The organism is Ureibacillus sp. FSL W7-1570 (genome assembly GCF_038593265.1).
Classification (GTDB): Bacteria; Bacillota; Bacilli; order Bacillales_A; family Planococcaceae; genus Ureibacillus; species Ureibacillus suwonensis.
This window is the reverse complement of the sequence record NZ_CP151979.1, coordinates 815653-830687: the sequence shown is the minus strand read 5'-3', so window position 1 is coordinate 830687 and position 15035 is coordinate 815653. Positions and strand designations below refer to the sequence as shown.

Here is a 15035-nt window from a genome sequence, read left to right as displayed (position 1 = left end):
ATGGAATTCCATCCAATTGATACAAGAAAAATTTTCAAAGAATACAAAAACAAAAAACATCCTGCTGCTCATCTATGGTATCAAATACATTATGACCAATATAGACAATTGAAAAAAGGTGAAAAAAAACAAAAAAATGTGATTGATTTAGGTGAAAAAAAATATATTTTAAAGGATATTAAAAAAGATATAAAAAGGATTTACTTTCACCAAGATATTCAAAAGTTAGGTGAGCGGGTTAACAAAAATCGTTTATCTGCCTTAATGGAATTATCGAATGCACATTTAAGAATTTTAAAGGGAAAATTAACAAAATCAATTGTTCAGGGTCTAGGATATGAACATGTTAGAGAAACTTCCTTATCTATTCATCCAATATATGGTTTTCCATATATACCTGGTTCTAGCATTAAGGGATTAGTTAGACGCTGGTTTATTGAGGCTTTTTTAGAAGGCGATGAATCTCAATTAGTTAAATCCGATCGACAATTGGCGGAAGTTGGAAGAGAAATATTTGGGATTCAAGATCAACAAGGTGTATTACAGTTTTTAGATATTTACATGTTTAATAATGTAAAAATTTCTAATGATATTATGACGCCACATTTTAGTGATTACTATGATGGTAAAAAAGCTGCAACTGATACATTAGGACCTGTGCCAATTTATTTTTATACCGTTGAAGTTGAAGCACCTGAAATCGAGATATTGTTTATTGTAAGAGGTGGAAAAAACAGTAGATATCCGAAAGAAATAATCGGAAAAATCGTCGCCGATTGGACAAAAAGTGCTTTAGTAGAGTTAGGACTAGGAGCAAAAACTTCATCTGGATACGGTTTTTTTAATGAAGTAAAAGATGTCACAGAAAAAGTAATGACTAAACAAAAATGATAAGAAGAATTGCAATTAAAATAAAGGATTAAATAATTTGTCGTCGATCGGTCTCACGACAGCAACCCCGAGGGATCGACGACAAATTATTTTTGTATAATTTATAGAAATCCCAATAAAATCAATGAATTTCATTATTTTCACTAAAATTTCAAATTGACTATTTTTTAATAAAAAGTTACTATATAGCTAACAAATGTTGATTTTATTAGGGTTTTGATCTTACCTATGAGGGATTGAAATGGAGGAAGAAAAATGAATGAATTTCAAAAAGACCGGTTTTGATCTTACCTATGAGGGATTGAAATTTCACTCACTTTAATAATTTCGATTCTCTGAAACTCTGTTTTGATCTTACCTATGAGGGATTGAAATTGTTCTGATTCAATCCACCCACCCAAGTCACCTTTGTTTTGATCTTACCTATGAGGGATTGAAATCAAATTGCAAATATAGTGTTCGACATTATCTCTTTGTTTTGATCTTACCTATGAGGGATTGAAATCTTAAAGAAACATGACTTGAAAGTACCTAACAAGATGTTTTGATCTTACCTATGAGGGATTGAAATCGAGGGATTTTTGGGATAAAAGTTAAAACAAAGCAAGGTTTTGATCTTACCTATGAGGGATTGAAATATGAAGATGATATGTTTAATCATTTCCTCCGTATCTGTTTTGATCTTACCTATGAGGGATTGAAATCTGGCAAGGAAAATGGATATTGATTTTATTATTGATGTTTTGATCTTACCTATGAGGGATTGAAATTATGACTGTGAAAGAAGCGGCATATCGCTGGGGCGTTGTTTTGATCTTACCTATGAGGGATTGAAATTCTTTCCGTATATCTTTCCAGCCAATCTGTTCAAGGTTTTGATCTTACCTATGAGGGATTGAAATTAGTGATGAAGTTGTTGAAATCATGAAACGTAATGGAGTTTTGATCTTACCTATGAGGGATTGAAATTTCGATAAGTAAACTGTTCAAATACTCTTTCTTTTACGTTTTGATCTTACCTATGAGGGATTGAAACTTGAATCCTAAAATCACTGATGCATCGCTGCCGCCGTTTTGATCTTACCTATGAGGGATTGAAACTCAATTGTTTTCATGATACATTCCTCTTTCCATATAGTTTTGATCTTACCTATGAGGGATTGAAATCTAGTAATTCTCGGTGCAATTTCTGGACTTGCTGGGTTTTGATCTTACCTATGAGGGATTGAAATTTTTCTGAGTTTGAGAAGTCTGGTACAACAACAAAGTTTTGATCTTACCTATGAGGGATTGAAATTTTTCCATCTGCTCCGCAAACCATTTTACCGATTCTCGTTTTGATCTTACCTATGAGGGATTGAAATAAATACCGTGAAGAAAAACAGAAACTCGCTGAAAGCAGTTTTGATCTTACCTATGAGGGATTGAAATATAGGCAACGCTAGTACAGACGGTAGTAATGATGTTTGGTTTTGATCTTACCTATGAGGGATTGAAATCCATCTTCATTTAGACGGGCTACGCCACCTACAACGTTTTGATCTTACCTATGAGGGATTGAAATAAAATACATAAAAAAGTGTTGACTTATACAATAATCAGTTTTGATCTTACCTATGAGGGATTGAAATGCTGAAAGACTTGCTAAAGCCATTTCAGACGCAACAGGGTTTTGATCTTACCTATGAGGGATTGAAATTCGCTATTCTTGCTGTTGGCAGCATGTGGTGAAACAACGTTTTGATCTTACCTATGAGGGATTGAAATTGGATAGCTCCGCTATTCGTTTTCCAGTATGCTGTGTTTTGATCTTACCTATGAGGGATTGAAATCACGATATAAACGGTATGAATCTGTGCATACAACATGCGCGTTTTGATCTTACCTATGAGGGATTGAAATTTATACAGAAATCGATATTTTCGGTGGTCACATCGGGTTTTGATCTTACCTATGAGGGATTGAAATCAGCTTCTCGTGGTTTTCCAATCATTTCACCGATAATTGTTTTGATCTTACCTATGAGGGATTGAAATATGCAATACACAGGCTTAAAAGACAAAAACGGCAAAGGTTTTGATCTTACCTATGAGGGATTGAAATGAAACTTTCGATGTAATACTTCATCTTCAAAAACCGGTTTTGATCTTACCTATGAGGGATTGAAATAAGGTTTCTCTACTTTGTTAGCCCATTCTGCAAAATGTTTTGATCTTACCTATGAGGGATTGAAATTTGGGAAAAACAATCGTTAATTTCTTTGAGAGCTTGGACGTTTTGATCTTACCTATGAGGGATTGAAATATGATAGTTATGCCTATTTTCTTAAACAGAGTGAACGTTTTGATCTTACCTATGAGGGATTGAAATTGATGTATGCTTTTTCACTATCGGTCTGCAAGCCGTGTTTTGATCTTACCTATGAGGGATTGAAATTTAGCTGTTTACCACTGATAACATTATTTTTTACAAGTTTTGATCTTACCTATGAGGGATTGAAATGTATACAATGTTGTAGCAAAAAAGCGTAGCAATTAGTTTTGATCTTACCTATGAGGGATTGAAATGGCAGATGGGCGAGGAACAAAACTTCCGCATCCTCAAGTTTTGATCTTACCTATGAGGGATTGAAATTTCGAAAAGTCAGAAGAGATAGTAAAAAGCGTGTGAGTTTTGATCTTACCTATGAGATGTTGATGGTAATTAATTTTTGTAGTGTTTGGCAATTAAGGTTATGCATAAATTTTTGCATATTTGACGCTTTACATGGAGTGGCGGGCATGATAGGCTACTTTGCCTTGCAAAGTCCAAATATAATTATGGCTTGCTCCCTTTGCAAGAAATCATGCCCGCAGAGGCTCCATGTCAAGCGATTATAGATACGAATAATTATTCAAGATATCGAATAAATTTAATTGCCATTTCATGCATTTTTTAATTGCCAAAAACAGAGTAAATCCAGCTTCGCCCGGCCATACATGATTCGTTTCATCAGCTTCAATCGGTGAACATGGCCTTCCACAACTCCGTTACTGTAGGAAGTACTAAATGCCAGCTTAATCGACTGTAAATCCCTACGGAGTCGAAGTGCACAATCATATAAATGATTGTTTGGAGAAGACAATTGTTTTTCCAACCATTTGAAAAATGCCGGATAGTTCCGTTCATCAAATGCTTCTCTAAATGTTTGAACCATTTGGTGGAAAGAATGAAGGGATGGGTACATCTTAAAGGATTGTTCAAGAAGTTGCAGTTCCTTTTCTAAAAGTCTAGATTTTCGTTTCCAAACATATGAAATCATTTGCCGTCTGGAAATTCGAACGGAAGATTCCTTAATCCCCTGCCGTTTTCTTTCTTTTCGTATGCTTTCGATTGCAACGCGGACACCTGAAAGTGTCCCCGTATATCCATATTTACGAAGTTGCGCATCAATTTCACGGATGGTCTTGCCCTCTTGTTCGAGTTGCTGAATGTATTGCTCAAAACCATCGGTTTGCCGTTTTCGCTTTCTTTTTACTTGAACCGGCATCTCGGTTATGTTGAGATATTTTGAAATGGTTCGGGGATCCATATGAAATTCTCTGGCCAACTCCGCTTTTTTCTTTCCTTTTTTGTATTCCTGTTGAATGCTTTTGATCATCATCCATTTCTTTTCGGCTCTTTCTTTTTGTCTCCTTTGCAGTTTGGTTTCATGCGGAAAGGTTTGTTGGTCCGTTTCTTCTTTTTCCAACGTGATGACGGAAGGAAGAATCGAGGTGAGGCAAGCATCGATCTGCTTCTTTACCGCCCGGACAAAATGCCATCGGTCATATACTTGCAAAATACTTTGCGAAGCGTTCTGAATCCCTTTCCGAAAAGCCTGATAGCCATCACGACTGACAACTTGGATGTTTTGATGATTTTTTAGCCATTCTGATATGGTTTCCGGATAACGTTCCGGAAGTAATGCAACAGGCTTGTGCGTGCTCAGATCACAAATGATCGTGCCATAGCTGTGTCCTTTCCGAAAAGCAAAGTCATCGATTCCGATAAAAGGGGGACACCTCTTGATGAATCTCCGTTTTCCGAATAAGGGAGAGCAATACGTCATGGCTGACAGGGAGGGACAGGGCTTTCGCTACTTTTTCGCCATTGAGGCAGCTGGTGGAAAACGCGATTTTACGTAATACTTCTTCGGACCGTAAAGTTCGGCGTCCATTTTTGGAAATCCAATCATACCGTTCAGTAAAAATTTTTTGGGTGCAATTGGGTTGGTCGCAAAACCATTTTCTTGTGATAAGCAGGATGGAAACAGCTTTTCCGGCAATCGGCAAATCTTGAATCATGCGTGTATATCGGCTGTGTGGACGTGTGGAAGGCACTTGGCAATGAGGACAAGGGCAGGATTCATGAGTGCTTCGAACAATAAAGGTAATGGAGGATGGTTCTTCTTGAATATCCAGAACTTCTAGGAAAGGATCCGGTGAAGACCAATGGATTTGACGATTCATCATTCATCACACCTTTTCTTTTATTATACTATAAAAGTAAAATTATAGGCCTTCACCAAAATTGCGTAAGAGCCATTTTTAGTTTGCCATAAACACTCCAAAAGAGGAAAATGGTTATATATTTTTGTTTGATTTTTGCGTTTTATCGTGATTCGTTTTATTGTTTTTATTTTTTGCTTTTGAGTCGAATTCCTCTGAAATCTCCTCTGTTGGATCTTCAGGATTATTGGCGCTGCTTGTTGTATTTTTGTGCAAATGTTTATATGTTTCAAAAGGGTTATGAGTTCTTTCGTTCATCGTTTTGTTATTATTTTTCAAATTGTTCACCTCCTTGCGTTTTCATTATTATTCTCAAGTTATTTGAACGATTTACATGAAACAATGAAGAAAAGCGAGAATTCATTTCCATTATAGGATTGCAAATTTTGGACAATCTAAATGGAAACAGGAGGTGAAGCAAATGTTGATCGAAAAATCCTCCGCTTGGAAGGAAGAGTTTGCTAGGCGCTTAAATGAAGATGGACCGTGGGATGACTGGACGCTGTATAAAATGGCATATGAAGTGGTGAAAGACCAATTAATTACGGATTTTTCAGGTTTGCAGGCACCTAAATTTTTGACCAATATTCAATTTCTTGATTACCAAATAGAAGCAGCCCGGACGGTTATTGAAAAAATGAATGGAAAAGCGATTTTAGCAGATGAAGTGGGGCTTGGAAAAACGATTGAGGCCGGTTTAATTTTGAAGGAATACATCTTGAGGGGGCTTGTCAAAAAAGCGTTAATATTAGTGCCTGCATCTTTGCTTACCCAGTGGGTGGATGAATTAAACGGTAAATTTTTCATCCCTGCAATTGGATGCCGAAAGAAAAATGTCCCTTTTGAACAATATGATTTTGTCGTCATGAGTATGGATATGGCAAAGCGCAGCCCGTACCGGGAAAAAATTTACGAACAGGATTTTGACATGATTATTATTGATGAGGCCCATAAATTAAAAAACCATAAAACCCAAACGTATCAATTTGTGCAAGGAATAAAAAAGAAATTTTGTTTGTTGCTTACTGCAACCCCTATACAAAATCAAATTTTTGAAATTTTTTATCTTGTCTCTTTACTAAAACCGGGGCATTTAGGAAATGTGGAAAGCTTCCAATCCTACTTTAAGAAAGGAAAAAATGGATTAGCAGAAGACGAATATTTAAAAGAATTGGTTGACCAAGTCATGATTCGGAATCGCCGACAAGATACAGGCATTGAATGGGTAGGAAGGAATGTACAAACAATTCCGATCCAATTTACGGAAGAGGAACAGAAAGTATACCAAATGATTCAATCTTTAAAAGAACGCACAAGCCTTTTCAGCAATTCTTTCGCCATGACCACCTTGTTGAAAGAGATGTGTTCAAGCAAAGAGGCGGCTTATTTGACCCTCGTTAAATTGAAAGAAAAAGTTCAAAGGCAGGAAGAAATAGATTATATAGATGAAATTATAGAAAAAATGTCCAACTTAGAAATTAATTCGAAGGCTGAAAAAACCTATGAAATTATTCAAAAGGCAAAAGATAAGGTCATTATCTTTACAGAATATCGGGCAACGCAGCATTATTTGCAATGGTACTTATATCAAAAAGGCATAAAAAGTGTCTTGTTTAATGGAAAGTTTAGTAAAAACAAACGGGATTGGATGAGGCAATTGTTCCGGGATTATGCGGATGTCCTCATAGCAACAGAATCCGGCGGTGAAGGCATCAACTTGCAATTTTGCCACCATGTTATAAATTTTGATTTGCCTTGGAATCCAATGAAAATTGAACAGCGAATAGGCCGCGTCCACCGATTTGGACAGGAGCAGGATGTATACATTTACAACCTTGCCATTCAAAATACCATTGAAGACCGGATTTTGGATTTATTGACAAATAAAATCAATGTATTTGAAAAAGTGGTCGGTGAACTGGATGATATTTTAACAAACAAAGTAGAGGAACGGATTTACCAATCTCCAAACTTTGTTTCAAATTTTGATTTTGAAGATTACGGTTTGGAAGGGGAACTTGGATTTACCTAATCGATTATTGAGAGGTGCTAAAAGATGTTAGCTGAACAAATCCATGATTATTTGCGCACATTTTTCACCGTCACTGGATGTGAAATAACAGAGGAAGCACCGGACTATTTAACGGTGCAATTAACGGCCGATATTGACAAACGCATTATGAATCGCCCCTTCTATTGGCAATTCGTTGAAAGTACAAAAGCAGAGCCGAAGCCTTTAAAAGTAACTTTCATCACAAAGAAACATGAAAACCAAGACATTCATGGCGAATATATCCACTACGGCTCCATGCGAATGCATCAAATTTTTCAGGCGACAAAAGATTTAGGATGCTTTGTTCAAATGTATGAAAATATGGAAGGGGCAAGTTTATTTCCTTGGGTGGGCGCAAATTTTAAAGTTTCTTATCATACCGACCAAACAAAAGAAATGCTTTTTTCGTTGGGCATCAATTTAATCCATGGAAGTGTTAAAAGCAATTTTCAAGATTGGCTGATTGAACGGACACTGACGAAGGAATTTCCGAAAAACGCCTATTGTCTTCCTTATATTGTTTCACCAATCAGAGCCATTGAAAGATTAGAGACAGCTATTGAAAACTATATCGGTCATGATGATATGACTTGGGCGGAGGAGGCCGAGAAACGATGGAGAAGGGAACAGGAAATTTTAAATCATTTCTATGAGGGAGTCATTGAGAAACCGGAAGTCTATGAGATTGAAAAGGAAGCTCTTAGAGAACGTTTTCAGCCGCGAATTAAAATAGAAATAGTAAGCGGCGGAATTTTTTATTTAAAATAGATCGTAACAAAGGGGGCGTCTGAAAATGATATGCTCCCTATTAGGTAGACAGATGAAAAAATAAAAATTCATCTGACCTAATAGGGGGCTTTCATTATGACCTTTTACAAGTATCCTAAAGAGTTTATGTTAAAACTGATTCATTTCTATTTAATGGGTGATTATTCATTTGAAAAGCTTGCTCGTCAATATAAAATTCACCAAAGCACTTTAAAAGAATGGGTTCGAAAGTATGAAGCTTTTGGTGAAGCGGTCTTTCACTTTAACTTTTCTCCACGATGCTATACAAGAGAACAGAAGATTCAAGAGGTGGAGGATTATTTATCTGGTGAATATTCTTTACTCGAATTAATGAAAAAACATCAAATTTCAGGTAGAACGATTTTAATGAAGTGGGTGAAAAAGTATACTAGTCATTGTGATATAAAAGATTCGGGTAAAGGATTGAGTAAAACAATGACAAAAGGTAGAAAAACAACCCTACTAGAACGAATGGAGATAGTCGATTTTTGCTTAAAGCACCATAAAAATTATCAATTAGCAGCCCAAACTTATCAAGTTTCTTATCAACAGGTATACCAATGGGTGAAAAAATTTGAGTTACATGGAGAAGAAGGCCTACAAGATCGCCGTGGACGCACAAAATCAGAGGCTGAATTAACGACGGAATGTCCTTTGTAAAGCAGCAACTTTTTCGCACTGGCGAATTGACGAGTTCCATCGGATTTTTTCCTTTTGTATATTCAAAAAACCAAGATTTATTTGAAAAACGTTGCCATACTTTTGTATCCTCAAGTATTTCGATATCTTCAAAAGCTCGGTCTGCCAGCAGAGGATTTTGTAGCAAAACATTATAATTCCACAACATATACCCGAAGATGTTCTCCCAAAGAGTAAGAGGAGAGATGGTTGTTGTTTGGCGAAGTTGTACAATAATTTGATGGGCTTGATACAGGATTTTTGAAATGACATATTCCCTTTCATTTTCTTCTACATAGCGGAAGTCTGTAGGAGTAATGTATGTTCCGAGCGTATCCATACCATATTCATGTACATGGAAGTAACGAACATCTTCTAATTTTCCGTCCCAAATTTCATCATAAGCAGTGAGAAAATAAAATTGAGTAGCAACGAATAATCCAAAGCGACAGCTGAAATGGGATATAGCTGCCGCCTCTGTACTTGCTTGAGTAATTTCCATCATGAGCTTCAGAAAATCCTTTAGAAAAAATTCTTTATGTATATTTTCCAATGTAAATAAAGGGTTTTTCGGCTCTTCTGTAACAATACTATAGGAATTTAGGAAAGTAAGTTGTTCATATGTTAAAACGGGCATCGTATCACCTCTATGTTATTTCACTGTGTTTAACATAACATGTTTTTGCAGATTTTGTTTGGAGATGATATAGAAGGGGAAAGCCAAACGTCATTTGAGAAGTTTGGCTTTTTCTGATAGGTCTGATTTTTTTCCGATAATCGCTGTGTGATAGCTATGAAGTAGCATGCCTACGATAATAATCGCAAGACCGAAAAGTGCAATTGGATCTGGTAGAGGAACTCCAAGTATCATCATTTCTCCGATAATGACAAATACGACTTCCATTGACTGAGTTGCTTCTACTGCAGCAAGTTTTCCTTGATGATCTCGCACGCGGTCTGTGGCAATAAAGAACAACGTCGTCGCGATTACACCGGAACTAACAGCGACGATAAAGGATTGTATGACTTGGTTCATGGAAGGGAGCCCCACTGTACAAATGGCAATAACAGCTAAAATAATCCAAGCTGGCAGTGATGCAATGGTCATACCAAGCACCCGCTCAAACGCATCGATTCGACTGCCACATAACTCCATCATTTTTCGGTTACCAAGCGGATAACTAAAGGCAGCGATGACTACCGGAATCACTCCAAGCAGTAAGTGATTGAAAGTTACCTCTTTTCCTTGAGGTATTTGAATAAGCATAATACCGATTAGAATAATGCTTGAAATGAATAAGGAAGTGAGCGGTATTTTTTGACGTATGATTTTGTTATCTACGACGGTTACAAATAACGGTGCAAGAAGTACACCGGCAACAATCGTTAGCTGCCACGTTCCTGACACAAGCCAACCAGGTCCATAAGCTGCTGCAAAAGTGAGTGGTGCGTAAAAAAGAACAAAGCCCACGAAACTCCAAAGTAACCATTTTGAAGTATTTTCTCTCATTTCTCTACGTAAATTTTCAAAACCTGTTCGATAAGAGACAATGGCGATAAGGAAGGGGAGCATAAAGAAAAATCTTAGTGAAGAACTCCAAAGCCAACTTCCTCCACTTAACTCCATGGACCGATTTAAAATAAAAGTGACCGCAAAAAATAAGGCTGCAAATATACCAAGAGTGATTTCTTTCATTATTAATACCTACTTTCTGAGAGAAAACATCGAAAAATTCTATACTACAAATATATTAACAGAATATTCAAACATGATTTATTTCGTTTCTGCCTCAAAGAGTTTGATTTCGTACTGTAATTCTCCTAGTGGACCACCATCCATCGTATAAGCAAAATCCGCACCGAAAGCTTTGACATCAAATTTATGTGGCCCACGACCGATTTCTTCATCAGGAGTAAAGGCAACTCGAATTTTTCCGTGTTTAATTTCAGGATGATTTACTAAATATTCCATTGCCGTCATAATCTCTGCAATTCCAGCTTTATCATCTGCTCCCAGTAGCGTCGTGCCGTCTGTTGTAATCAATGTTTGTCAGACATAATTTTTTAAATTTGGGAATTGGTTAGGGGATAGAGTGCATTCATCGTTTAATTGAATTTCTCCGCCGTCATAATTGTCAATTCGTTTCGGTTGGACATTTGTTCCAGAAAAATCTGGTGATGTATCAACATGAGCTAAAAAACCAATAGTTGGTACAGGCTTATCTGTATTGGCTGGTAATGTGGCAAATAAGTAGCCATTCTCGTCCAATGTGATGTCTGTAAGTCCAATCTCTGCTAGTTCATCTTTTAGTACATTTAATAAATCCCATTGTTTTTTCGTAGAAGGGGTTGTAAAGCTTTCCGGATCAGATTGTGTGTCGATTTTAGCGTATCAAGTCAATCGTTCAATAACTTTTTCTTTCATGACGCTGCCTCCTTATTAATACTGCCACTATTGTATCATTTTTCCTTTTTTATGATGAGAAAAATGCTGTGTCAAAAATTACTATTGAAATTATTGAAACTATTTATAGCTACCTACCGTTGAATAGAAGAAGGTTGGTACACAATTACTCATCACGACTCTAATATTTTCTATTATTACAACGATTCTGATCGTTCCAATTACTAGAAGATTGCCGAAAGAAGCTACATTATCATTTAAACAATTCTTGAAATCATTACTATTTGTATTCATCGGTAGCTGGATTATTTATTTTCTATTCGTATCACTAGTGTTGCATTAATTTAATTTTAATATTAAAAAGACTCACAATCTTCACTTATTTTATTTTGTGAAAAGAAAAAGTCCTTTATAATGGATAAGTCAGGTGGTAACCCGTCCAAATCCACTAAAAAGGACCAAACTCATGGACAAGATTACACGAAAAACTTCATTTGGACAATGGTTTTCGCCAATCAATTATTTGAAGAACTGATGAAAACGATGAAATTAGATTACTATACGAAAAAATTAACGACAGAGTCATTTCTAAAATTACTGCTTTTTGCGCAATTGGAAGAAATCGAAAGTCTCCATGCGCTAAGCGATTGCCTTTTTGATGACCAACTTCAAAAAGGGGTCGACCTTAATTCTATTAGTATTTCACAGTTGTCACGGCGATTAAATGGTATAAACCCAGATCTATTTCAAAAGCTTTTTCTTGATTTAGTCGCAAAAATTCATGCCAAAACACAATACACAAAACGGGTCATGCCTTTAAAAATCATTGATTCAAGCACATTACCACGTAATTTGACCAATCATAAATGGGCGAAGTTTCGCAAAACAAAGGCTGGCGTAAAGCTGCATTTGCGCCTTGTGTTTATGGAAAAGGGGATATCCTATCCTGAAAAAGCTTTGATGACAACGGCAAGAGAACATGACCGTGGACAGCTTGACATCATGGTGGATGACAAGGAATGCATGTATGTGTTTGACCGTGGCTATCTAGACTATGAGCGCTTTGATCGGATGACGGATGACGGCTACTTCTTTCTTTCCAGACTACGGAAAAACGCTGTTATACGGGAAGTTTATGATTTTAAACTACCCGAAGATACGAGTGTTTTGTCGGATCAAATGGTATTGATTGGCACCACTCAAAACCGTGCTGAAAATGACTTTCGTCTTCTAAAAGTGATGGATTCAAAAGGAAATGAACTGTTTTTGGCAAGTAGAAAATGGCTCTTACGCAATCTTGGTGATAGGGAGGGAGTAATTGAGAAAATCAGTGTGCAAATAGAATTTTTTAGATTCTCATTCTCAATTAACTCGACTTTTCACCAAAAGAACGTAAGAGCCATTTTTAGTTTGCCATAAACAGTCAATGTTGGCAATCAGTTTTATCTGAACTTAGAGGGATTTAAAGAAATTTTCACCATCATAGCCAACTAAAGCCCACACTGTTTTATCTGAACTTAGAGGGATTTAAAGTTCAGACGATTATAGTTAAATTTCATTTATTTTCCGTTTTATCTGAACTTAGAGGGATTTAAAGCCTTCATTATTTGAAATAGCTTTGTTGCGCTTCTACCGTTTTATCTGAACTTAAAGGGATTTAAAGGTTGTTTTTGTTGTATAATTAGAATATAAGGAAGAAGATACCAAATTTTTAAAGGAGGGGTTCTCATGACTAAGAAGCGAAATAAAGTCATGTTAGTATCAGCTTTGGCATTAGCTTTAACTTCTTCTTCTTTGATGTTTACAACAAACACTATAGAAGCTAATGCAAAATTAATTAACCAACAAGCAGTTGCAACACCTGCTCAAACAGTTGCTGCATCCAAAAACTTTAAAGATGTACCAAAGACACATGAGTACTATGAGATCATTCAAGAAATGACTCAAAAAGGCATTATCAATGGATATGAAGATGGCACATTCAAGCCAAATCAAATGATTAGCCGTCAACATGCTGCCGTATTAATTAGCCGCGCAGTTGATCTAAAACCAATAGTGCCATATAAACAATATCGAGATATTCCTACGACATATATTTATCATGACAATATTAAAGAGCTTCAAATGGCCGGAATTTTTGAAGTGGATAGCAGAGGATTTTTTTATCCGAAGCAAAATATGACGCGCGGCGAAATGGCAAAAGCGTTGGCTATTGCATTTGATTTAGATATTCCAAAAGAAGTAACTAAACAAACATTTAAAGATATTCCAATATTGCATCAATACGCTCCATACATAGAAGCCATTTACAAAGCGGGGGTGACAACAGGGTTTGAAGATGGAACGTTCCGTGCAGACCAACCGTTATCCCGGATGCACTATGCTGTATTTATGTATCGGGCAATGAATAAAATCGGGTTGCCAACGAATGAAGAGAGAAACCAAGATGACTCAGATTTAATCACGATGAATACATCTGAAGAAATCGCAAATAAATTAATCAATATTTATAAAGAAAATCAAGATGTGTTTACTGAAAGAAAGCCTTTTAACGTAAATTCATTCAAGTTAGATCCGATGTCTTTAAGAATTTATGAAGAAGGATTAGAAGAATTACGTTCATTAGGCCTTAAAATTCAGCCGATGGGTGGTCTTGCATATACTTCACAACTTCAAGTGACACGAGAAAACTATAAAAATCCATCACCTAGATTAATGAATGTAATGTTATTTTTCATCGGTGATGGAGAGGACATGGGGAAAATTAATTTTGACTATCGAGAAAAAGATGCTGAACAACTAGCTCAAGCATGGTTAAGAATTGCTTATCCAGAAAAATTTGTACAGATTTTAAGTCCGATGATTTCGGAGAAAGCAGAAGAAGCGAGAAGAAATGTAAATAACGTAGGATTCAGTAATATTGAATTAATTTATATTGATGGATATGAAATACAAATTGGTGTAAATGCTGCAAGAGAGGAATTTATCCTTCATGTGAGAAAACCACAATATCAGTGTCTACAATTTAACGGCATTCGATGTGAAAAGTATGATTTTGCGAATCCATTATATTAAACTTCTGCCCTTTGGAAAGGAGGTGAGAATGGTTGGAAAAGGGCCGAAGTCATAAAATCAAAACTTTATTCATGATAAGTATTATTTTCTTATCAACCTTATTACCTTATTTACCAACATTACCGACTATTATTGCGAATGCAGCAATGATTATTCCCCCCGACTCTACCGTTGATGAAGATGTGGTACTGACACTTACTCCGTCACTAGATGGAAAAACATATTGGCACTACGATGGGCTAACAACTGTAGTTGATCAAGATACAGGAAGTACATTAGGGAAAGTACGACGATACCGTTCGACAGATGGTTCCATGACTCGTTTAATGGTAAGCGGGGAACTTGCAGCGAACGAGTGGGTTCAGGCTTTATCAGAAAGTCCTGACTCAGTTTTCAGAGAGTTAGAGGATAATTATACGTATTATTGGTTTCAACCACCGGCTCCAAAGCAGGGATTCGGTCAATTCAAATTTTCTGATTTACTTGATGTTGCAGGTTATATCTGAACTTAGAGGGATTTAAAGGTTTCATAGCTGTTTTTGGCAATATAAAAATGGCTCTTACGTAAATATGAAGGATGTTATATAAGTATATTTTAACGGTTTAGTCAATTAAA

General features: G+C 36.3%; 10 protein-coding genes, 2 pseudogenes and 2 CRISPR repeat arrays. Of the genes and pseudogenes, 7 read left to right on the top strand and 5 right to left on the bottom strand.

Annotated elements, in window-relative coordinates; all coding sequences use genetic code 11:
- Window positions 1-891: a type III-B CRISPR module RAMP protein Cmr6 gene (gene cmr6 / locus NST13_RS04095; protein WP_141603295.1), complete on the top strand. Its 891-nt coding sequence runs from the start codon at window positions 1-3 to the stop codon at window positions 889-891.
- Window positions 892-1104: 213 nt separating this feature from the next.
- A CRISPR array of direct repeats spans window positions 1105-3591; the repeat unit is 30 nt; unit sequence GTTTTGATCTTACCTATGAGGGATTGAAAT.
- Between the two features lie 223 nt (window positions 3592-3814).
- Here the strand turns inward: cmr6 and NST13_RS04090 are convergent.
- The 3 genes from NST13_RS04090 to NST13_RS04080 all read right to left on the bottom strand — a co-directional run bounded on the left by NST13_RS04090 (window position 3815) and on the right by NST13_RS04080 (window position 5678).
- Window positions 3815-4981, bottom strand: a complete 1167-nt coding sequence (locus tag NST13_RS04090) for a transposase (RefSeq protein ID WP_342581482.1) — start codon at window positions 4979-4981, stop codon at window positions 3815-3817.
- Complete coding sequence (locus NST13_RS04085) at window positions 4908-5384, bottom strand: transposase family protein (RefSeq protein ID WP_340714495.1); 477 nt, start codon at window positions 5382-5384, stop codon at window positions 4908-4910. The genes NST13_RS04090 and NST13_RS04085 overlap by 74 nt, the downstream gene beginning before the upstream one ends.
- A 111-nt stretch (window positions 5385-5495) precedes the next feature.
- The gene (locus NST13_RS04080; RefSeq protein WP_342581817.1) at window positions 5496-5678 is read right to left on the bottom strand and encodes a hypothetical protein; all 183 of its coding nucleotides are present in this window, start codon (window positions 5676-5678) and stop codon (window positions 5496-5498) included.
- Window positions 5679-5841: 163 nt separating this feature from the next.
- Between NST13_RS04080 and NST13_RS04075 the strand changes: the two genes are divergently transcribed.
- The 3 genes from NST13_RS04075 (at window position 5842) to NST13_RS04065 (ending at window position 8922) form a co-directional block, all read left to right on the top strand.
- Window positions 5842-7452 (top strand): SNF2-related protein, encoded by a 1611-nt coding sequence (locus NST13_RS04075; protein WP_342581481.1) that lies wholly within the window; start codon window positions 5842-5844, stop codon window positions 7450-7452.
- Window positions 7453-7476: 24 nt separating this feature from the next.
- Entirely contained in the window at window positions 7477-8241 is a 765-nt protein-coding gene (locus NST13_RS04070) for a YqhG family protein (RefSeq protein WP_342581480.1), read from the top strand.
- Window positions 8242-8337: 96 nt separating this feature from the next.
- Window positions 8338-8922: a helix-turn-helix domain-containing protein gene (locus NST13_RS04065; protein WP_208649847.1), complete on the top strand. Its 585-nt coding sequence runs from the start codon at window positions 8338-8340 to the stop codon at window positions 8920-8922.
- Between the two features lie 745 nt (window positions 8923-9667).
- Here NST13_RS04065 and NST13_RS04060 read toward each other — a convergent pair.
- Entirely contained in the window at window positions 9668-10636 is a 969-nt protein-coding gene (locus tag NST13_RS04060; protein ID WP_342581479.1) for a multidrug resistance efflux transporter family protein, read from the bottom strand.
- Between the two features lie 108 nt (window positions 10637-10744).
- A pseudogene (gene pepT, locus NST13_RS04055) lies at window positions 10745-11323 on the bottom strand (peptidase T); the annotation flags it as partial.
- A 487-nt stretch (window positions 11324-11810) separates the two neighbouring features.
- Here pepT and NST13_RS04050 point away from each other — a divergent pair.
- From NST13_RS04050 to NST13_RS04040, 3 genes and pseudogenes are all read left to right on the top strand, one after another.
- A pseudogene (locus NST13_RS04050) lies at window positions 11811-12634 on the top strand (IS4 family transposase); the annotation flags it as partial.
- Between the two features lie 147 nt (window positions 12635-12781).
- Window positions 12782-13007: direct repeats of the CRISPR family, unit length 29 nt; unit sequence GTTTTATCTGAACTTAGAGGGATTTAAAG.
- Window positions 13008-13072: 65 nt separating this feature from the next.
- Window positions 13073-14419, top strand: a complete 1347-nt coding sequence (locus NST13_RS04045; RefSeq protein ID WP_342581478.1) for an S-layer homology domain-containing protein — start codon at window positions 13073-13075, stop codon at window positions 14417-14419.
- 32 nt (window positions 14420-14451) lie between these two features.
- Entirely contained in the window at window positions 14452-14925 is a 474-nt protein-coding gene (locus NST13_RS04040; protein WP_342581477.1) for a hypothetical protein, read from the top strand.
- Window positions 14926-15035: the final 110 nt, after the last annotated feature.

Bases quoted from the DNA above. Each gene is read 5' to 3' on its own strand.
- NST13_RS04060 (WP_342581479.1), bottom strand. From the start codon at position 10,636: ATGAAAGAAATCACTCTTGGTATATTTGCAGCCTTATTTTTTGCGGTC.
- NST13_RS04045 (WP_342581478.1), top strand. From the start codon at position 13,073: ATGACTAAGAAGCGAAATAAAGTCATGTTAGTATCAGCTTTGGCATTA.
- NST13_RS04065 (WP_208649847.1), top strand. From the start codon at position 8,338: ATGACCTTTTACAAGTATCCTAAAGAGTTTATGTTAAAACTGATTCAT.
- NST13_RS04085 (WP_340714495.1), bottom strand. From the start codon at position 5,384: ATGATGAATCGTCAAATCCATTGGTCTTCACCGGATCCTTTCCTAGAA.
- NST13_RS04090 (WP_342581482.1), bottom strand. From the start codon at position 4,981: ATGACGTATTGCTCTCCCTTATTCGGAAAACGGAGATTCATCAAGAGG.
- NST13_RS04075 (WP_342581481.1), top strand. From the start codon at position 5,842: ATGTTGATCGAAAAATCCTCCGCTTGGAAGGAAGAGTTTGCTAGGCGC.
- NST13_RS04080 (WP_342581817.1), bottom strand. From the start codon at position 5,678: ATGAACGAAAGAACTCATAACCCTTTTGAAACATATAAACATTTGCAC.
- cmr6 (WP_141603295.1), top strand. From the start codon at position 1: ATGGAATTCCATCCAATTGATACAAGAAAAATTTTCAAAGAATACAAA.
- NST13_RS04070 (WP_342581480.1), top strand. From the start codon at position 7,477: ATGTTAGCTGAACAAATCCATGATTATTTGCGCACATTTTTCACCGTC.